General features: G+C 68.8%; 13 protein-coding genes and 3 pseudogenes. 7 read left to right on the top strand and 9 right to left on the bottom strand.

Features of this window, described 5'->3' with window-relative positions; translation table 11 throughout:
* Position 1 precedes the first annotated feature (1 nt).
* Positions 2–310, bottom strand: a complete 309-nt coding sequence (gene rplU / locus ABS64_RS10300) for a 50S ribosomal protein L21 (protein ID WP_005053490.1) — start codon at positions 308–310, stop codon at positions 2–4.
* A 192-nt stretch (positions 311–502) separates the two neighbouring features.
* Here rplU and ABS64_RS10295 point away from each other — a divergent pair, with 192 nt between their 5' ends.
* On the top strand, positions 503–775 hold the full coding sequence (locus tag ABS64_RS10295; protein WP_061683214.1) for a DUF4031 domain-containing protein: 273 nt from the start codon (positions 503–505) through the stop codon (positions 773–775).
* A 24-nt stretch (positions 776–799) separates the two neighbouring features.
* On the opposite strand, the gene ABS64_RS10290 is transcribed toward ABS64_RS10295, so the two are convergent.
* The gene (locus ABS64_RS10290) at positions 800–3,220 is read right to left on the bottom strand and encodes an Rne/Rng family ribonuclease (RefSeq protein ID WP_292683404.1); all 2,421 of its coding nucleotides are present in this window, start codon (positions 3,218–3,220) and stop codon (positions 800–802) included.
* A gap of 306 nt (positions 3,221–3,526) precedes the next feature.
* Between ABS64_RS10290 and ABS64_RS10285 the strand changes: the two genes are divergently transcribed.
* Positions 3,527–4,141 carry a vitamin K epoxide reductase family protein gene (locus ABS64_RS10285; RefSeq protein ID WP_204947208.1) on the top strand — a complete coding sequence of 205 codons (615 nt, stop codon included), beginning with the start codon at positions 3,527–3,529 and terminating at the stop codon, positions 4,139–4,141.
* A gap of 87 nt (positions 4,142–4,228) precedes the next feature.
* On the opposite strand, the gene ndk is transcribed toward ABS64_RS10285, so the two are convergent.
* The 4 genes from ndk to ileS are packed head-to-tail and all read right to left on the bottom strand — an operon-like array spanning position 4,229 to position 9,807.
* A complete protein-coding gene (gene ndk / locus ABS64_RS10280) occupies positions 4,229–4,642 on the bottom strand; it encodes a nucleoside-diphosphate kinase (RefSeq protein ID WP_005053482.1) in 414 nt (137 codons plus the stop codon).
* 1 nt (position 4,643) lies between these two features.
* Positions 4,644–5,042: a DUF4233 domain-containing protein gene (locus tag ABS64_RS10275; RefSeq protein WP_271170971.1), complete on the bottom strand. Its 399-nt coding sequence runs from the start codon at positions 5,040–5,042 to the stop codon at positions 4,644–4,646.
* The gene (locus ABS64_RS10270) at positions 5,039–6,391 is read right to left on the bottom strand and encodes a folylpolyglutamate synthase/dihydrofolate synthase family protein (protein ID WP_292683399.1); all 1,353 of its coding nucleotides are present in this window, start codon (positions 6,389–6,391) and stop codon (positions 5,039–5,041) included. Before ABS64_RS10270 ends, ABS64_RS10275 begins: the two co-directional genes overlap by 4 nt.
* Positions 6,388–9,807: an isoleucine--tRNA ligase gene (ileS, locus tag ABS64_RS10265; RefSeq protein WP_288119785.1), complete on the bottom strand. Its 3,420-nt coding sequence runs from the start codon at positions 9,805–9,807 to the stop codon at positions 6,388–6,390. Before ileS ends, ABS64_RS10270 begins: the two co-directional genes overlap by 4 nt.
* A 243-nt stretch (positions 9,808–10,050) precedes the next feature.
* Between ileS and ABS64_RS10260 the strand changes: the two genes are divergently transcribed.
* The 4 genes and pseudogenes from ABS64_RS10260 (at position 10,051) to ABS64_RS10245 (ending at position 14,255) form a co-directional block, all read left to right on the top strand.
* Entirely contained in the window at positions 10,051–10,728 is a 678-nt protein-coding gene (locus ABS64_RS10260) for a hypothetical protein (RefSeq protein WP_061683220.1), read from the top strand.
* Positions 10,729–10,760: 32 nt separating this feature from the next.
* Positions 10,761–11,120, top strand: a pseudogene (locus ABS64_RS10255) (GNAT family N-acetyltransferase); the annotation flags it as partial.
* A gap of 302 nt (positions 11,121–11,422) precedes the next feature.
* Positions 11,423–14,005 (top strand): valine--tRNA ligase, encoded by a 2,583-nt coding sequence (valS, locus tag ABS64_RS10250; protein ID WP_061683221.1) that lies wholly within the window; start codon positions 11,423–11,425, stop codon positions 14,003–14,005.
* A 1-nt stretch (position 14,006) separates the two neighbouring features.
* Positions 14,007–14,255, top strand: coding sequence for a hypothetical protein (locus ABS64_RS10245; RefSeq protein ID WP_036285474.1), 249 nt, complete (start codon positions 14,007–14,009; stop codon positions 14,253–14,255).
* A gap of 142 nt (positions 14,256–14,397) precedes the next feature.
* On the opposite strand, the pseudogene ABS64_RS10240 reads toward ABS64_RS10245, so the two are convergent.
* From ABS64_RS10240 to ABS64_RS10230, 3 genes and pseudogenes are all read right to left on the bottom strand, one after another.
* Positions 14,398–14,535 (bottom strand): annotated as a pseudogene (locus ABS64_RS10240) (dihydrofolate reductase family protein); the annotation flags it as partial.
* A gap of 148 nt (positions 14,536–14,683) precedes the next feature.
* A pseudogene (locus tag ABS64_RS10235) lies at positions 14,684–15,981 on the bottom strand (MFS transporter).
* Positions 15,978–16,598, bottom strand: coding sequence for a helix-turn-helix domain-containing protein (locus tag ABS64_RS10230; RefSeq protein ID WP_288118968.1), 621 nt, complete (start codon positions 16,596–16,598; stop codon positions 15,978–15,980). Before ABS64_RS10230 ends, ABS64_RS10235 begins: the two are co-directional and overlap by 4 nt.
* Before the next feature lie 71 nt (positions 16,599–16,669).
* On the opposite strand from ABS64_RS10230, the gene ABS64_RS10225 reads away from it, so the two are divergent.
* Positions 16,670–18,727 (top strand): M3 family metallopeptidase, encoded by a 2,058-nt coding sequence (locus ABS64_RS10225; protein ID WP_204947216.1) that lies wholly within the window; start codon positions 16,670–16,672, stop codon positions 18,725–18,727.
* The last annotated feature ends 37 nt before the right edge of the window (positions 18,728–18,764 follow it).

Genomic DNA, 18,764 nt, shown 5'->3' with positions numbered 1-18,764 from the left:
CTTACTTGATGCCGGTGATCTTGACGCGCGTGAGGTCCTGACGGTGGCCCTGGCGCTTCTTGTAGCCGGTCTTGTTCTTGAACTTCTGGATCACGATCTTCGGGCCGCGCTCCTCGCCGAGGACCTCGGCGGTCACGGTCACCTTCGCGAGCTTGTCGGCGTCGGTCGTCACGGCGTCACCATCGACGAGCAGCACCGCGGGCAGCTCGAGCTTGTCGCCGATCTTGGCCTGCTGACGGTCGAGGACGACGATCGTGCCGACCTCCACCTTCTCCTGACGGCCACCGGCGCGCACAACTGCGTAAACCACTTCACACCTGTTTTTCTTCTGCGGAGCCAACGGCCCCGGCTGTCTTCATGGGACGAGTACGTCCCCTGAGGGTGTACCCAAATATCCAGTGCGGAGGCGAAACTCGACGCACCAAGGGTCTACTTTACCGGATGCCGGGGCCATCGGCAAAAGCGACGCAAGGCGTGTCGCGCGTCGACCTAGACTGCGAGGATGGCGATCCTCATCGACGACCCGCGCTGGCCCGCCCACGGGAGGTTGTGGGCGCACCTGGTCAGCGACAGCGACCTCGATGAACTGCACGCCTTCGCGGCCGCGAACGGCATCCCGCGGCGCGGATTCGATCGCGATCACTACGACGTTCCCGAGGATGAGCTGACGCGCCTCGTCGCCGCCGGTGCCGAGCACGTCAGCGGCCACGAACTCGTCAAGCGTCTGATCGCCTCGGGCCTGCGGATCACGGCACGCGAGCGTCGCGAGGGCTGACCGCTCCCCCGCCACGCGCGAGCATCACTCGGCGGCGGGCTCGGCCGTCGGCGTCGCCGCCACCGGGGTGCCGGTCAGCGCGGCGGTGGTGACGCGTCGGCGTCCCCGACCCTGGCCAGGAGCCTTCGGCTCCGGAAGAGCGCTCAGCACCGAGTCGAGGAGGATCTCCTTCTCGCTCCGCTCGTTGGCCGAGGAGCGAGAAGCCGGCTCGCGCTTCTTGCGGGGACGCTTGGCGCGCTCGGGTGCGGCCTCAGGCTGCGCATCGATCAATGTCACCGCCGGGGCCTCTGCGGCCTCCGGTGCATCCTCGGCTGCGGTGTGGATGGTGGATGCGGCGATCTGCGCGAGCGCGGACTTCGCACTCTCGGTGATCACGTGCGTGCCGCCGCTCACGGAGCCGTTGCCGCCGGCGGCGGCGGGCGAGGAGCTCTGTCGCGACCGACGGCCGCCGGTCGACGCGGGCGCCTGCGCGCCACGGTGCTTGACGACCGGGTCGTGATGCACGATCACGCCGCGACCGGCGCAGACCTCGCAGGCCTCGCTGAAGGTCTCGAGCAGTCCCAGTCCCAGCTTCTTGCGGGTCATCTGCACGAGGCCGAGCGAGGTCACCTCGGCGACCTGATGCTTGGTGCGATCGCGGCTGAGGCACTCGACGAGGCGTCGCAGCACGAGATCGCGGTTGGACTCGAGCACCATGTCGATGAAGTCGACGACGATGATGCCGCCGATGTCGCGCAGGCGGAGCTGGCGGACGATCTCCTCGGCGGCCTCGAGGTTGTTCTTGGTGACCGTCTCCTCCAGGTTGCCGCCGGAGCCGACGAACTTGCCGGTGTTGACGTCGACCACCGTCATGGCCTCCGTGCGATCGATGACGAGCGAGCCGCCCGACGGCAGCCAGACCTTCCGGTCCAGCGCCTTCTCGATCTGCTCTGTCACGCGGAAGCGGTCGAACGGGTCCTGGTCGTCTTCGTACTTCTCCACGCGCTCGAGAAGGTCCGGCGCGACGCCGGCCAGATAGGCCGTGATCGTCTGGTAAGCGTCCTCGCCCTGGATGAGCATCTTGGAGAAGTCCTCGTTGAAGACATCGCGGACGATCTTCACGAGCAGGTCGGGCTCGGAGTGCAGGAGCGCAGGAGCGCCGATCTTCTCGACCTGAGACGAGATGTGCTCCCACTGCGCGGTGAGCCGCTGCACATCGCGCGTCAGCTGCTCTTCCGTGGCGCCCTCTGCGGCCGTGCGCACGATGACGCCGCTGGATTCCGGCAGCACCTCCTTGAGGATGCGCTTGAGGCGCGCGCGCTCGGTGTCGGGGAGCTTTCGCGAGATGCCGTTCATGGCGCCGCCCGGCACGTACACGAGGTAACGGCCCGGCAGTGAGATCTGACTCGTCAGGCGCGCGCCCTTGTGGCCGACGGGGTCCTTCGTGACCTGGACGAGAACGCGGTCGCCGCTCTTGAGCGCCAGCTCGATGCGCCGCGGCTGGTTGCCCGTCTCCACGGCATCCCAGTCGACCTCTCCGGAGTAGAGCACGGCGTTGCGGCCCCGGCCGATGTCGACGAAGGCAGCCTCCATGCTCGGCAGCACGTTCTGCACGCGGCCGAGGTACACGTTGCCGATGAGCGAGGACTCCTGGCTGCGAGCGACGTAATGCTCGACCAGCACGTTGTCTTCGAGAACCGCGATCTGGATGCGACCGTTCTTCGAGCGCACGATCATGTCGCGGTCGACGGCCTCGCGCCGGGCGAGGAACTCGGCCTCCGTGACGACGGTGCGGCGGCGTCCGGCCTCGCGGCCGTCGCGGCGACGCTGCTTCTTGGCCTCGAGGCGCGTCGATCCCTTGATCCGCTGCGGCTCGGTGATCAACTCCACGGCGCGCCGGCGAGGCTGGCTCTGCTCTCGCGGGGTGTCATCATCGTTGGCCGACGATCCGCCGCCACGTCGACGGTTGCGCCGGCGCGCGCTCGTGCCGGACTCGGAGGGCCCCTCGTCCCGGTCGTCTCCCTGATCGACACGGATGCCGGGACGCGCGGGAAGCGGCACGATCTGCGGGGCGTAGAAGACCAGCTTCGTCGAGACGGCGGAGACGAACTCGGCGGGCAGGAGCCCGAGGCTCACAGCCGTGACGGGCTCCGTCGCTTCGGGTTCCGTCGCTTCGGGTTCCGTCGCTTCGGGCTCGGTGGCTTCGGGCTCGGCGGCGTCGGACTCGCTGCCGGCGGCCTCGGTGCTCTCAGCATCCGCGGCCTCCGCCTCGCCGCTGTGCTCCTCCGCGACCGGCGCGCCGTCAATGATAGGCGCGTCCTCGGCGGCGGCGTCGTCGTGCGTGCCGGCGGCGGCGTCGTGCGTGCCGGCGTCCGTGGGCGCACCAGCCTCCTCGATGGAGGGAAGCGACGGGGTCAGGACCTCGTCGGCAGGGATTGTGGACTGATCGTTGTTCTCATCGGCCATCTCTGGCTTACTCCTCGCCGCCGGCTCCGCGTGCCGTCGGGTGAACTCTGGCGGCGTCACCCGATAGTGGGGAACCGCATACTCACTCGGTCTGCAGCCTCACCCGCTCGTCGGCGGGACTCGTGCTGCCAAGGGCGTTCATCGCCCGAAGTCTTCGGTGATGCGTGGTGCGGCGCGGCCGCGATGCATCGGCCACCATTATCGCATCATCCGACGAAGATTGAGCAGAGCGACGCTCGGACCGTGCTCTGACGCTCACTCGGTCTCCCAGCAGCGACCGTCCGTGTGGATGCGATAATCGCCAGCATGTCCGCGCAGACCATCGACACCCGCCCGAAGATCCTCGCCATCTGGCTGGTGATCGCGGGAGTCATCGGGTGGATCGCGGCGTTCGCCCTGACGTTGGAGAAATTCGACAAGGCCACCGGATCGACCGCACCGGCGTCATGCGACTTCAGTGTCGTCGTGCAGTGCAGTGCGAACCTCGACTCCGCTCAGGGCAGCGTCTTCGGCTTCCCCAACCCCATCCTGGGCCTCACCGGATGGATGGCGCCGATCGTGGTGGGGATGGCTGTTCTCGCCGGCGCCCGTTTCGCCCGCTGGTTCTGGCTCACGTTCTTCGCGGGCGTCACGTTCGCCTTCGGATTCGTGATCTGGCTGATCACCCAGAGCATCTTCTTCCTCGGAACGCTGTGCCCCTGGTGCATGGTCACGTGGCTCGTCACGATCCCGACGTTCTACGCCGTGGCGGTCCAGCTGCTGCGCTCGGGCGTGATCTCCTCCCACCCGCGTGTGCGTGCCGTCGGCGACTCTCTGGCCGCGTGGGTCCCGCTCATGGCGTTCGTGTCGTATGCGGTGGTGCTCCTGCTCGCGCAGCTGCGGCTGGACGCCGTCCCGCAGCTGCTCGACGTCATCTTCTGAGATTCCGCGTCGCCGGCGCCCGGCGCTCGAACGGCCGGTGCCCTCCCGTCTCAGGGACGGAAGGGCACCGGATCGCGCAGGGTGGGATCAGAACCAGATCGCCAGTTCACGTGCGGCCGACTCGGGGCTGTCGCTGCCGTGGACGAGGTTCTGCTGAACCTTCAGTCCCCAGTCTCGGCCGAAGTCTCCCCGGATCGTGCCGGGTGCCGCGGTCGTGGGATCGGTCGTGCCGGCGAGTGAACGGAAGCCCTCGATGACGCGGTTGCCGGCGAGACGGATCGCGACCGACGGCCCGGAGAGCATGAACTCGAGAAGCGGCTCGTAGAAGGGCTTGCCCGCGTGCTCGGCGTAGTGCTGCTCGAGGACGTCACGGTCGGGCTCGACCAGCTTGATGTCGACCAGGGCGTAACCCTTGGCCTCGATGCGCGCGAGGATCGCTCCGGTCAGGCCGCGCGCCACGCCGTCAGGCTTGACGAGGACGAGGGTCTCTTCGGTGGGCATTTCAGTCTCCGTTCGTGACGTGCGGGGAAGCGCCTGCGCGGACCGCGTTGCGGCGGTCGAGCGCTCTGCCCTTGATGGTCGCATACGCGTACATGCCCCCGAAAATCACTCCCACGAGGACGAGTGCGGGCACGAGCAGTCCGCCGAGCACGACGACGACCTGCCAGAGCCAGCCGAGCAGGATGCCCACACGTGAGCGGGTCAGGCCGGTGGTGATGACCATGAGTGCCGCGAGGACGGAGCCGCCGACGATCCCCCACCATGAGGGGATGCCGTCGGGAAGGGCGTTCAGGCCATAGATCGCCAGGCCGCCGAGGAAGACGATGATCGACTCGAATCCGAGCACGACCTGCGCGAGCGACTCTTCCGCGCCGCGCGCGCGTCGCACGCGCCCGCTCACGCGCTCCACCCCGCCTTCCAGTCACCGTCGGCAGCAAGTTGCAGGGCCTCGCCCGCCAGCACGACGCTGCCCGCGATGACGACGGCGCGTCGGTTCGAGCCCGCCGCCCATTCGCGCGCGGCTTCGGCCGCGTCGGCGAGGTCGCGGTGCACGGTGACGGGAACTCCCGCAGCTTCGACCAGGTCGGCCAGCGCATCGGGGTCGGCCGCCCGCTCGGAGTCCGGCGCCGTCACGAACACCTGGGTCGCCGCCGGCGCGACAGTGGCGACGATCCCCGCGATGTCCTTGTCGGCGAACGCGCCGAGCACGATGCCCCATTCGTCGAAGTCGAACGAGTCGCCCAGCGCGGCCACCAGGGCGCGTGCGCCGTGCGGGTTGTGCGCGCTGTCGATGAGCACGGTGGGCGCGACACCGATCAGCTGGAGACGGCCGGGCGAGGTCACCTGTGCGAGTCCGTCGGTGAGCACATCGGGCGCGATCGGCTGTCGGCCGGCGCCGATGAGCGACTCGACGGCCGCGATGGCCAGGGCCGCGTTGTGCCCCTGGTGTGCGCCGTACAGCGGCAGGTAGAGATCGTCGTATGTCGCCGCGAGGCCCCGCACGCTGAGCTGCTGTCCGCCGACGGCGAGCGTCTGGCTCGTGAGGCCGAAGGCGGTCCCCTCGACCGCGAGGGACGCGCCTCGCGCGGCCGCGGCTGTGGTGAGGACGTCCAGGGCCGAGGGATCCTGCTGTGCCGACACCGCGGCGGCGTCGGTCTTGATGATCCCCGCTTTGACGGCGGCGATCTCGGCGATCGTGTGTCCGAGCTTGTCGGCGTGGTCGAGATCGATCGGTGCGATCACCGCGACGTCGCCGTCGGCCGTGTTCGTCGAGTCCCACGTGCCGCCCATCCCGACCTCGATGACGGCCACGTCCACCGGCGCGTCAGCGAAGGCCACGAAGGCGAGCACCGTGAGCAGCTCGAAGAAGGTGAGAGCGGCGTCCCCGGATGCCGCGAGCTCGGCATCGACGAGGTCGACGATCGGGGCGATCTCGTCCCAGGCATCGGCGATGAGTGCGTCCTCGATCGGCTCCCCGTCGATCATGATCCGCTCGGTGAAGCGTTCGAGGTGAGGACTCGTGAACAGCCCCGTGCGCAACCCGTGGGCGCGCACGATCGATTCGATGATGCGGCTGGTCGAGGTCTTCCCGTTCGTCCCGGTCACATGCACGACGCGGTAGGTCCGCTGCGGATCGTCGAGCAGTTCCAGCACGCGGCGGGTGCGTTCGACGCGGGGCTGCACCCATTGCTCGCCCTGGCGGGTCAACAGGGCGCGGTAGACGGCGTCGGCGCGCTGGCGGTCGTTCACGAGGACGCTCCGATCCGGGTCACGGCAACGGTGACGTCGCCGGTGTTGGCGTACGTGCCGGCGGCGACCACCGCCGTGTGATCGGCGTCGATCGTCTCGGCGGCAGCCAACACCGATCCCTCTCCGACGAGCGCGGTGCCCTCGGGTGAGACGACCGCGTAGTCGAGGGCGAGTGTCTCGCCCGCGACGTCCGCGGTGGCGAAGGCGGCCGCGACGGCCGCGGCATCCTCCGATGCGGAGAACAGCAGCTGCAGGCGGATGCGGTCGCTCACGTCGAAGCCGGCGGCCTTGCGGGTATCCTGCACGGCGCGGATGATGTCGCGCGCGAGACCCTCGGCTTCGAGCTCGGGCGTCGTGGTGGTGTCGAGCAGCACGAAGCCGCCCTGGCGGTCTCCCGCACCCGTCAGCACCGCGAGCGCCTCGCCGTCGGGGCGTCCGGCGGTCTCGAGCACGAGGTCGTACTCCCCCGGCTCCAGGGCGATCCCGCCGACGACGACAGAGCCGTCGGCGTCCGTCCACTCCCCTGCGCGGGCGGCGGCGATCACCTGCTGCACCTGCTTGCCCAGGCGGGGACCGGCGGCGCGGGCGTTGACCGACAGGCGGTGCGTGATGCCGTAGTCGACCGCCGTGCTCGCCTCGAGCTCGACGAGCTCCACGGCCTTCACGTTGAGCTCGTCGCGCAGAATGTCCTCGAACTGTGCGAGCGCCTCGGCGTCCGGCACCACGACCGTGAGCCGCGGCAGGGGCAGGCGCACGCGTTTGCCCTCCTTCTTGCGGAGGGCGTTCGCGACGCTCGAGACCTCACGGACGGCGTCCATCGCGGTGCGGATGTCGGATGCCGTCGGGAACGCGTCGGCGTCCGGCCAGTCCTCCAGGTGCACGCTGCGACCACCGGTCAGGCCCTGCCACACGCGCTCGGAGATCAGCGGGATCAACGGCGCGGCGACGCGCGTCAACGTCTCGAGCACCGTGTAGAGCGTGTCGAACGCGTCGGTGGATGCCGGGTCGTCAGTCACCCCCACCCAGAAGCGGTCGCGCGATCGGCGGACGTACCAGTTGGTCAGCGCCTCGGCGAAGTCGCGGAGCTTCGCCGCGGCCGTCGTCGAATCCAGCTGCTCCAGGTCGGCGGCGACGCCGCGCACGAGGTCGCCGGTCAGCGCGAGGATGTAGCGGTCCAGAACGTTCGTCGAGTCGGTGCGCCACGTCGCCTGGTAGCCCCCGGGGGCGGCGGCGTTCGCGTACGTCGCGAAGAAGTACCACGTGTTCCACAGCGGCAGCAGGAACTCGCGCACTCCGGCGCGGATCCCCTCCTCGGTGACGATGAGGTTGCCGCCGCGCAGCACCGAGGACGCCATGAGGAACCACCGCATGGCGTCGGAGCCGTCGCGGTCGAACACCTCGCTGACATCCGGATAGTTGCGCAGCGACTTGCTCATCTTCTGCCCGTCGCTTCCGAGCACGATTCCGTGGCAGGCGACACCCGTGAAGGCTGGCCGGTCGAACAGGGCACCGGACAGGACGTGCATGACGTAGAACCAGCCGCGCGTCTGGCCGATGTACTCCACGATGAAGTCGGCCGGCGCGTGCTCGTCGAACCACTCCCGGTTCTCGAACGGGTAGTGCACCTGGGCATACGGCATCGACCCCGAGTCGAACCAGACGTCGAAGACGTCCTCGATGCGTCGCATGGTGCTCGCACCCGTCGGATCGTCCGGGTTCGGGCGCGTCAGCTCGTCGATGAAGGGACGGTGCAGATCGATGTCGCCGGCGGCATTGCGCGGGAGCCGGCCGAAGTCGCGCTCCAGGTCGGCGAGCGACCCGTACACGTCCACGCGCGGGTACTCCGGGTTGTCACTGCGCCAGACCGGGATCGGCGAGCCCCAGAAGCGGTTGCGGCTGATGGACCAGTCGCGGGCGCCTTCGAGCCACTTGCCGAACTGGCCGTGCTTGACGTTCTCCGGCGCCCAGGTGATCTGTTCGTTCAGTTCGATCAGACGGTCCTTGATCGCCGTGACGCGCACGAACCAGCTGGAGACGGCCTTGTAGATCAGAGGGTTGCGGCAGCGCCAGCAGTGCGGGTAGGAGTGCTCGTAGGAGGCTTCGCGCAGCAGGCGACCCTCGGCGCGCAGCAGACGGATGAGCGGACGGTTGGCGTCCATCCACAGCTCGCCCGCGACATCGCCGACCTGCGGGAGGAAGCGTCCGCCGTCGTCGAGGCTCATGATGAGCGGGATGCCGGCCGCCTCGGTGATCCGCTGGTCGTCCTCACCGAACGCCGGTGCCTGGTGCACGATGCCGGTGCCGTCGGTCGTGCTGACGTAGTCGTCGACGAGGATGCGCCAGGCGCTCTCGGTGCCCCACACCTCGGCATCCGCGTAATAGTCGAAGAGCCGGTCGTAATGCACGTCCGCCAGCTCGCTGCCGAGAATGGTCCGTTCCACGGCTTCGGCCGCCTCGGCCGCGTTCTCGTATCCGAGATCCTTCGCATAACCGCCGAGCAGATCGGAAGCGAGCAGGTAGCGATGTGCCGCCGCGCCCTCGTCGTCGCCGGATGCCGGGACATCCGCCGCTCCGTTCGGCCCGCCCGGCACGACGACGTACTCGATGTCGGGGCCGACGGCCAGAGCGAGGTTGGTCGGCAGCGTCCAGGGCGTGGTCGTCCACGCCAGGGCACGGACACCGGTGAGCCCCAGGCTCTCCGCCTTCACGCCGACGAGCGGGAACGTGACGGTGACCGAGGGGTCCTGCCGCATCTTGTAGACGTCGTCGTCCATGCGCAGCTCGTGGTTCGACAAAGGAGTCTCATCCCGCCAGCAGTAGGGCAGCACGCGGTGCCCCTCGTAGGCGAGGCCCTTGTCCCAGAGCTCCTTGAACGCCCAGAGCACCGACTCCATGTAGCCCGTGTCGAGCGTCTTGTAGCCGCGTTCGAAGTCGACCCAGCGCGCCTGGCGGGTGACGTAGTCCTCCCATTGCTGCGTGTACTCGAGCACCGACTCGCGGGCCTTCGCGTTGAAGGAAGCGATCCCCATCTGCTCGATCTCGCTCTTCTCGGTGATGCCGAGCTGCTTCATGGCCTCGAGCTCAGCGGGAAGGCCGTGCGTGTCCCAGCCGAAGACGCGGTCGACTTTCTTGCCCCGCATCGTCTGGAAGCGCGGGAAGAGGTCCTTCGCGTATCCGGTCAGCAGGTGTCCGTAGTGCGGCAGTCCGTTGGCGAACGGCGGGCCGTCGTAGAAGACCCACTCCTCGGCGCCGTCGCGCTGCGCGATCGACGCGCGGAAGGTGTCGTCGCGCGCCCAGAAGTCGAGCACGTCGCGCTCGATCGCGGGAAAGCGCGGGCTCGGAGACACGTCGGCGGCGGGCCCGAAGGGGCTCGTGACGCCGGCGGCGGGGTTCGTCGAGGGACGGGGGTAGCTCATGTCACTCCAGCAGGTGCTCGTGCATCGGATTCGTGCAGTCTTCCTGCGAGGACGATCGTGCGACCGCGGTACCACCCCGCTTGCCGACACCCATCGTCGGCCACTCATGCGACGGCTGTGACGGGCCTGCCCCGCGCGGTTCTAGTGACCCCGGGGGTTCCCTGGGCGTTCTTCCGCGAGCTCCCCGGTGATGGCCGGATCGGTGCTGATCAGACCATCATACCGGGCGCGTAGGCTCGAGGGATGGCTGCCCGCTCCTCCGGTTCTCTCGGCCCCCGGCCTCCGCGAATCAGCGCCCCCGACGTTCCCACCGACCTCGACGCGGTCAGCGCGCTGCGCAGCCGGGCCGACCTGCTCGGCGTTCTCGTCGACGGCCTGGGCGGCGAGGTGGATGCCGCGCACTGCCGTCTCGTCGAGTCTCGGGTGGCTGCGGCATCCGGACCGGCCGCCGGTCACGTCGACGCCACGGGCGCCACGTTCGTCGACGTCGCGGTCGACCAGCTCCGCGCGATGGCGCTGGTCGCCCGTGACGGAAGCTGGCGCAATGTCGAGCTGACCGGCGGGCGTATCGCGACGCTCGACGGGCTGCGGGTGCGCTGGGACAGCGTCGTGGTGCGAGGGGCGCACATCGACTACCTCTCGCTGCCGTCCGCCGAGCTCACCGACGTGCTCTTCGTCGACTGCAGCTTCGGCTCGATCGATCTGCCTGAGGCGCGACTCGCGCGGGTCGCCTTCGAGGGATGCCGCGTCGACGAGGTCGACACGCGTGGAATGCGAGGCGACGATGTGGATCTGCGCGGGCTCGAAGCGCTCGCATTCACCGATGTTCGTGCGCTCACCGGTGCCTGGCTCCAGCCCCGACAGGCTGAGCTTCACGCCCCCGCGTTCGCGCAGGCTCTCGGCATCCGGATCGTCGCGTGAACATCGCGACGGCCCGGCTGCGGCTGCGAGAGATGACCGACGAGGATCTGCCGGACCTGCGCGCGATCCTCCACGACCCGGAGGCGATGACGGCGTACAACGGCGCGTTCAGCGATGCGGAATCGTCGGCGTGGCTGCGTCGCACGCAGCAGCGGTACCGGGACGACGGTTTCGGGCTGTGGGCGGTGGTGCACAGCGGGACGGGCAGGATGATCGGGCAGTGCGGCATCACGCGGCAGCAGATCGATGACGACGAGATCGTCGAGGTCGGCTACCTGTTCCAGCGCGCTCACTGGGGTCACGGGTACGCCGTCGAGGCCGCCGCCGGGTGTCGTGACTGGGCGTTTTCGACGCTGGGGATCGACGAGCTGTACGCGAAGATCCGCTCGACGAACGTGGCCTCGATGAACGTCGCGATCCGACTCGGCATGACGGTGCGCCGCACCTTCACCACCCACCACCGCGGCGTCGACATGCCACACCTCGCCTTCGCCGTCGACCGCAGTGCGTGGGAGCGCCACGCCGATGCGCGGCCGATTGGTTCGCGAGGAGATGTCGAGATCGGATCGGGTCGGGCGTTCCTCGGCATCCGCCATTTCGTCGGAACCTACCGGCGCGCGCCCGGTAGACTGGGGCGCACATTCCACACTCAGGCACGCTCACACAGTGCCGCACATATCGTTCGAGGAGATCCATGTCCGACGCGCAGATTCCCGACAAGCCCGCCCTGGAGGGCCTCGAGCAGAAGTGGGATGCCGCGTGGAGCGCGGCGGGCACCTACCTCTTCGACCGCGACGCAGCGAAGGCCAAGGGTCGCGCCGGCGTCTTCTCCGTCGACACGCCGCCGCCGACCGCGTCGGGATCGCTCCACATCGGCCACGTCTTCAGCTACACCCACACCGACGTGAAGGTGCGCTTCGAGCGGATGCGTGGCAAGACGGTGTTCTACCCCATGGGATGGGATGACAACGGGTTGCCCACCGAGCGTCGCGTGCAGAACTTCTACGGAGTGCGCTGCGACACGTCATTGTCGTACGACCCCTCCTTCACTCCCCCGTTCCGCGGCGACGCGAAGAGCTTGAAGCCCGCCGATCAGGTGCCCATCAGCCGCCGCAACTTCATCGAGTTGTGCGAGGAGCTGACGCTCGAAGACGAGAAGGCGTTCGAGGCTGTCTTCCGTCAGCTCGGACTTTCGGTCGACTGGACGCAGACGTACCGCACGATCTCGGACGACACCATCCGCACGAGCCAGCTCGCGTTCCTGCGCAACCTCGAGCGCGGTGAGGCGTATCAGGCGCTCGCGCCGACGCTGTGGGACATCGACTTCCGCTCCGCGATCGCCCAGGCCGAGCTCGAGGATCGCGAACAGCAGGCGTCGTATCACCGTCTCGCCTTCCACAAGAGCGACGGCTCGGGAGACATCCACATCGAGACGACCCGCCCCGAACTGCTCGCGGCCTGCGTGGCGCTGGTCGCCAATCCCGGCGACGAGCGGTACCAGCCGTACTTCGGCCAGACGGTTCGCACGCCGATCTTCGACGTGGAGGTGCCCGTCCTCGCGCACCCGCTCGCCCAGCAGGACAAGGGTTCGGGCATCGCCATGGTGTGTACGTTCGGAGATGTCACCGACATCATCTGGTGGCGTGAGCTCGATCTGCCCAACCGGACGATCCTCGGCCAGGACGGACGTATCCTTCCCGACGCCCCCGAGGCCGTGACCACGGATGCCGCAAAGGCCGCCTACGCCGAGCTGGCCGGGCTCACCGTCTTCAGCGCCAAGAAGAAGATGGTCGAGCTGCTGGAGGCCTCGGGCGAGCTGCTGCAGGTTTCGAAGCCGTTCAGCCACCCGGTGAAGTTCTACGAGAAGGGTGACCGTGCGCTGGAGATCGTCTCCACGCGCCAGTGGTACCTGCGCAACGGCGCCCGCGACGAGGCGTTCCGCGAGAAGCTCATCGCACTCGGTCAGGGCATGCAGTGGCATCCGGACTTCATGCGCGTGCGCTACGAGAACTGGACCAACGGCCTGACCGGTGACTGGCTCATCAGCCGCCAGCGCTTCTTCGGCGTGCCGATCCCCGTCTGGTATCCGCTCGACGAGAACGGCGAGCGGGTCGAGGGCGGTGTGATCACCGCCGAGGTCGCGAGCCTGCCGGTCGACCCGACGACCGACGTGCCGCCCGGCTTCACGGAGTCCCAGCGCGGCGTGCCCGGCGGCTTCGAGGGTGAGAAGGACATCTTCGACACGTGGGCGACCTCCTCGCTCACGCCGCAGCTGGCCGGCGGATGGCAGCGCGACGAAGAGCTCTGGAACGTCGTCGCGCCGTTCGACCTGCGTCCCCAGGGCCAGGACATCATCCGCACCTGGCTGTTCTCCACGATGGTCCGCTCGGCCCTGGAAGACGATCGCGCTCCGTGGTCGGATGCCGCCATCAGCGGCTTCATCGTCGACCCCGACCGCAAGAAGATGTCGAAGTCCAAGGGCAACGTGGTCACCCCCGCCGACATCCTCGACCAGCACGGCACCGACGCGGTGCGGTACTGGGCCGCATCGAGCCGGCTCGGCGCCGATGCCGCGTTCGACCCCCAGAACCCGACGCAGGTGAAGATCGGGCGACGCCTGGCGATCAAGGTACTCAATGCAGCCAAGTTCGTGCTGTCGTTCCCCGTGCCGGCGGGCGCCGAGGTGACCCACGCTCTGGATGCCGCGATGCTCGCGACTCTCGACCGTGTGGTGCGCGACGCCACGGCCGCCTTTGAGGCGTACGACCATGCCCGCGCCCTGGAGATCACCGAAGCGTTCTTCTGGACGTTCTGCGACGACTATCTCGAACTCGTCAAGGAGCGCGCCTACAACCAGACCGACGTCGGACAGGCCTCCGCGGCACTCGCGTTGCGCACGGCGCTGTCGACGTTGCTGCGTCTCCTCGCCCCCGTGCTCGCGTTCGCGACGGAGGAAGCCTGGTCATGGTTCGAGGACGGCTCGGTGCACACCGCGTCCTGGCCTGAGCCTGTCGAGGGCGGCGCACCCGGTGACCCGGGCGTGCTCGCGGCGGCCAGCGCTGCGCTCATCGGCATCCGCCGTGCCAAGACCGAGGCCAAGGCGTCTCAGAAGACGCCGGTGGCGCGCCTCGTGCTCGGCGGCGACGACGTGACCATCGCCGCCCTCCGTCTCGCAGAGGGCGACCTCAAGGCTGTCGGGCGCATCGCCGAGCTGGAGCTGGTCGGTGGCGGGGAAGGCCTGGTCGTGCAGGCCGTCGAGCTCGCTCCGGAGGCGTGAGATGCAGCTCGGGACACGATGGACCAGCGGCGACGAGCCGCCGGCGGCCGTTCCTGCCGTCCTGCGACCGCAGATCCACGCTGTCGATCGCGCGCTTCCCGGCGACGACCTCGGCCAGCCGCGCCCTCGCTGGACGCTGACCTTCTTGGAGGGGCGCCCGATCGCCGAGTTGGACACCGGCGTGATCGTGGAGGCCACGGCATCCGGTGAGGTGCTCGTGCGGCACGACGACGAGGATGAGTTCGGCTGAGAACGGGCGCTCCTAGGTGAAGGACGGCGTCGGGCGGCACGACGTCGTAGACGAGCCGGGCGACGGGCCCAGCCGCGTGAGCAGAGCGCAAGGAGAGGCGCTCTGCTTCGCTGCGCCGGGGCAGCGGCGGCGCCCCTGCGCCGGGCGTGACGGGCGCGACCGACACGGCGATCTCGTCGAGGGCACCCGCGTCGAAGAACTGACCCGCCAGGTCTCCGCCCCCCACGACCCAGATGTCGCGGTCTCCTGCCGACGCGCGGATCCGCGGCAGCGCCGCCATAGAGGTCTCGCCGGCGCTCGGGGCGCACCAGCAGATCCTCCGCCGCGAGTACCCACTCGTACGTCGTCGCCCCCTCCACCAGAGCGCCGGCGTTCGAGGGGGAGCAGGTCTGGATCGGGGTCGGTCCCGCCGGCCGCCTCGAGCGCCGTCAAGCGATCTCCGCTCCCGCCTGTCGCGTCCCCGCGATGAGCAGTCGCATGCCGAGGAGCGCGACGATCGCCGTCGCGGCGCCACCGATGAGGAAGGGCAGGCGCAGATCGATCCGCGCGACGAGGCCGCCGAGGATCGTGGCGATCGGGAACAGCCCCCAGGTGAGGGTGCGCGTGATGCCGAGCACGCGGCCGAACATATCGGGCGGGATGATCTGCTGACGCAGGCTGCCCCACGGCACGTTCCAGATCGACACCGCGCACGCGGCGGTTGCGAAGGCGAGGATGGCCGTCCAGACCGACGGTGCGATGCCGGTGAGCAGCATCGCGACACCTCCGCTGAGGATTGCTGCGAACATCACCGGGCCCCGCCCCCATCGAGCCACCAGACGCGGCGCGAGCAGCGATCCGCACAGGGCGCCTACCCCGAGACCGGCGGTGACGAACCCGATGGCAGCGGCCGGGACGGCCAGCGCGTCGACGAAGAAGAGGACGATGACCGCCTGCGCGAAAGCCAGCGCGCTTCCGGTGAACGAGGTGAACACGACCATCGTGCGCAGATAGCGGTGATGCCACAGGTAGGAGAGCGCCTCCCGCGCCCCCGAGCGCTGTGCAGCAGGACGAGCGGCGTCGTCGGGATCGGCCGGCGTGCGAAGCGGCCGAGCCGCCGGAAGGGGAAGCAGCAGAGCGAGGACGACCGGGACAAGGTACCCCGCCGAACCGATCCAGAGCGGCAGGGCGAGTGAGGCGGCGAACAGGATGCCGGAGATCGGGGTGGCGATGAAACTGTCGACGGTCACCTGAGCAGCCTGGATCCACCCGTTCGCGCGATCGAGCTGATCACGCTCGACCACGCCGGGGATGACCGCATTCGTGGCGTTGTCGAACAGCGTCTCGCCCAGACCGAACACCAGCGTGCCGACGAACAGCGCCAGAGGCTCAGGCTGCCGGAGGCACCGAGGATGGCGAGCCACAGCGCCACGCTTCCCCGGATCACGTTCGCCAACGCCATGACGTAGCGCCGATCCAGGCGGTCGACGATCAGCCCCGCGGGCAAGCCGAAAATCAACCACGGCACGAACGCCAGTGCCGACAGCACCGAGATCACCAGCGGGTCGGAGCTCAGCGTGATGGCGATCAGGGGCACCGCCGTGCGTCCGACACCGTCGGCGAGGTTGCTGAAGACCGCCGCCGACCACAGCGTGCGAAAACCCCGCCCGGGCGGGGCCCGGTGGACGGGTGGCAGCGGCGAGGATGCCGGTGCCCCGGCATCCTCGTGCGTGGCGGGCGTCGTCATGAGCTGAGTCCATCTTCGGGGAGCGGGAAAACATCGGTGCGGATGCTGATGGGCTGGAGGTCCGCGCCGGTCTGATCGCGGTAGAGGTCGCCGTAGCGCAGCACGAGCTCGTGCATCTCGGTGATGAGCGCCTCCGTCTGCGCCGGAGTGAGTCGCAACGTCGAGGTCGCGACCATCGCGTTGGCTTCGTCGAGGCCGCCGGGAGAGGCCAAGCTCTCGGTCACGTAGCGCATCAACTGCTGGTGACGCCGCGTGAGGAACTCGCTCATGACGAGCTGCGTGGACGCCTTGCCGGCGGGCGTCTTCATCGCCTCGGGGTTGGTGAAGGAGATGCCGCCGCGGGGCCGCTCCCACCAGCGCTCGCGTCCCGTGCCGCGGTCACTGAGCTCTCGGATGAGGTCGTGCTTCGCGAGTGCGCGTAGGTGGTAGCTGGTTGCCCCGGACGACTCCCCCGTCATCGCCGCCAAGGAACTGGCCGTCTGCGGGCCGTACTGGTTGAGGATGTCGAAGATCTCGATCCGCAGCGGGTGGGCGAGGGCGCGCAGCGCTCCGGCGTCGAGTCGGCGCTCTTCGGCGCGTCCCGTTACGGATCCGTCGGGTGCATCATCGGGGATCATAATGCAAAGCTACTCTTGCAAAGAATGCTTTGCAACCAGATCTTTGGAGATTTCCGGCCTACGCTGGAGGGATGATCGACGTCGACTCCAATCCTCTGCTGGCACCCTCTTCACTGCCCTACGGCCTCCCCGACTACTCGTCGATCGCCCCGGCGCACTATCTCCCCGCGTTCATGGAGGGGTTCGCGCGGCACCGCAGCGAGATCGATGCCATCGTCGCTGACGAGTCCGCCCCCACGTTCGAGAACACGATCGTCGCGTTGGAGCGCGCCGGAGAGCTCTTGGGCCAGGTGGCGCGCACCTTCTACACGGTCTCCTCAGCCGACGCGTCGCCCGAGATCCAGGAGATCGAAGAGACGCTCGCGCCGCTGATGGCCGCCCATCACGATGCCGTGCAATTGGACGGCGCGCTCTTCGCGAGAGTACGGGCCGTTTTCGACAGTCGCGACGAACATGCGCTGAGCGCAGAGGAGCGCTATCTGGTCGAACGTCGATTCCGCGAGATGGCTCATGCCGGCGCGGGGCTCGACGATGCCGAGAAGCAGCAGCTCACGGATCTCAACCAGCGGCTGTCGGTGCTCACGACGACGTTCGAGAAGAATCTGCTCGCGGACACGAACGACCTCGCCGTCGTCTTCGACTCCGCGGACGAGCTCGACGGCCTGACGGACGGTGAGTTGTCTGCCGCCGCGCAGAATGCCGCGGACCGCGGACTCGAGGGGCGCTACGTCGTGACGCTCACGCTCTTCACCGGGCATCCGTACCTGTCGAGCCTCACGCGCCGCGAGAGCCGCCGACGTCTGCTCGCGGCCTCGCGATCGCGTGGCTCGCGCGGCAACGCGAACGACAATCGCGACGTGCTGCCTCAGATCGTGCGCCTGCGTGCGCAGCGGGCTGCGCTCCTCGGATACGAGAACCACGCCGCCTACGTGACCAGCGACGAGACGGCCGGCTCTCCCGGGGCCGTCCGTGCGCTGTTGCGGCAGCTCGCTGCACCGGCGGCGGCCAACGCGCGTGCGGAGCAGGCGGCGCTGCAGGCGATGGTGGACGCTGAGCCCGAGCCGTTCCCGCTCGAAGCGCACGACTGGGCGTTCTATACCGAGCGTGTGCGCGAAGCGGAGTATGCCGTGGATCGCACGGCACTGCGGCCCTGGTTCGAGGCGGAGCGGGTGCTCGTCGACGGGGTCTTCTTCGCCGCGACCTCGCTGTACGGCATCACGTTCACCGAACGTCCCGATCTTCCCGCCTACCACCCCGACGTGCGCGTCTTCGAAGTGCACAACGCCGACGGATCCGCGCTCGGCCTGTTCCTCTTCGACCTCTACACGCGCGACACCAAGCGCGGCGGGGCATGGATGAACTCCATCGTGACGCAGTCGCACCTGCGCGGTACGCGTTCGATCGTCGTGAACAACCTCAACGTGCCCAAGCCGGCCGCCGGCAAGCCGACGCTCCTGACGCTCGACGAGGTCACGACGATGTTCCACGAGTTCGGGCACGCGCTGCACGGTCTGTTCGCGACGGTGACCTTCCCGCACTTCGCCGGCACCGCGGTCTTCCGCGACTTCGTGGAGTTCCCGAGTCAGGTGAACGAGATGTGGATCCTCTGGCCGGAGGTGCTCTCCTCGTACGCTCGGCACATCGACACCGGCGAGCCGTTGCCCGCCGACGTCGTCGCCCGCCTGCACGCCTCCGAAGCCTTCAACCAGGGGTTCGCCACGAGTGAGTACCTGGCCGCGGCGTGGCTCGACCAGGCATGGCACGGCGTGAACGTCAAGGAGGCCGATGCGGTGACGGACGTCGCCGCGTTCGAGGCAGCGGCGCTGGCGGACATCGGTCTGCACAATCCGGTCGTGCCGACGCGGTACTCGTCCACCTACTTCGCTCACGTGTTCTCGGGCGGCTACAGCGCGGGCTACTACTCGTACATCTGGAGCGAAGTGCTCGACGCCGACACGGTCGAGTGGTTCGCGGAGAACGGGGGCTTGACCCGCGCCGGTGGCGATCGCTTCCGCGACCGCGTGCTCGGAGTGGGCGGCTCGAAGGACCCGTTGGAGGCGTACCGTGACTTCCGCGGGCGGGATGCCGACATCGCGCCTCTGCTGGTGCGGCGAGGACTCGGAAGCTGACGAGCGCGCGGGAGGCGGTGTGCGATGGCGCTACCTC

It is taken from the genome of Microbacterium sp. SCN 69-37 (assembly GCF_001724435.1).
GTDB lineage: Bacteria > Actinomycetota > Actinomycetes > Actinomycetales > Microbacteriaceae > Microbacterium > Microbacterium laevaniformans.
This window is presented reverse-complemented; position numbering and strand designations above follow the sequence as displayed.

Excerpts from the sequence above, each read along its gene's own strand:
- ABS64_RS10260 (WP_061683220.1), top strand. The coding sequence starts at position 10,051 with ATGGCTGCCCGCTCCTCCGGTTCTCTCGGCCCCCGGCCTCCGCGAATC.
- ABS64_RS10245 (WP_036285474.1), top strand. The coding sequence starts at position 14,007 with ATGCAGCTCGGGACACGATGGACCAGCGGCGACGAGCCGCCGGCGGCC.
- valS (WP_061683221.1), top strand. The coding sequence starts at position 11,423 with ATGTCCGACGCGCAGATTCCCGACAAGCCCGCCCTGGAGGGCCTCGAG.
- ABS64_RS10230 (WP_288118968.1), bottom strand. The coding sequence starts at position 16,598 with ATGATCCCCGATGATGCACCCGACGGATCCGTAACGGGACGCGCCGAA.
- ABS64_RS10290 (WP_292683404.1), bottom strand. The coding sequence starts at position 3,220 with ATGGCCGATGAGAACAACGATCAGTCCACAATCCCTGCCGACGAGGTC.
- ABS64_RS10295 (WP_061683214.1), top strand. The coding sequence starts at position 503 with ATGGCGATCCTCATCGACGACCCGCGCTGGCCCGCCCACGGGAGGTTG.
- ABS64_RS10285 (WP_204947208.1), top strand. The coding sequence starts at position 3,527 with ATGTCCGCGCAGACCATCGACACCCGCCCGAAGATCCTCGCCATCTGG.
- ndk (WP_005053482.1), bottom strand. The coding sequence starts at position 4,642 with ATGCCCACCGAAGAGACCCTCGTCCTCGTCAAGCCTGACGGCGTGGCG.
- ileS (WP_288119785.1), bottom strand. The coding sequence starts at position 9,807 with ATGAGCTACCCCCGTCCCTCGACGAACCCCGCCGCCGGCGTCACGAGC.
- ABS64_RS10225 (WP_204947216.1), top strand. The coding sequence starts at position 16,670 with ATGATCGACGTCGACTCCAATCCTCTGCTGGCACCCTCTTCACTGCCC.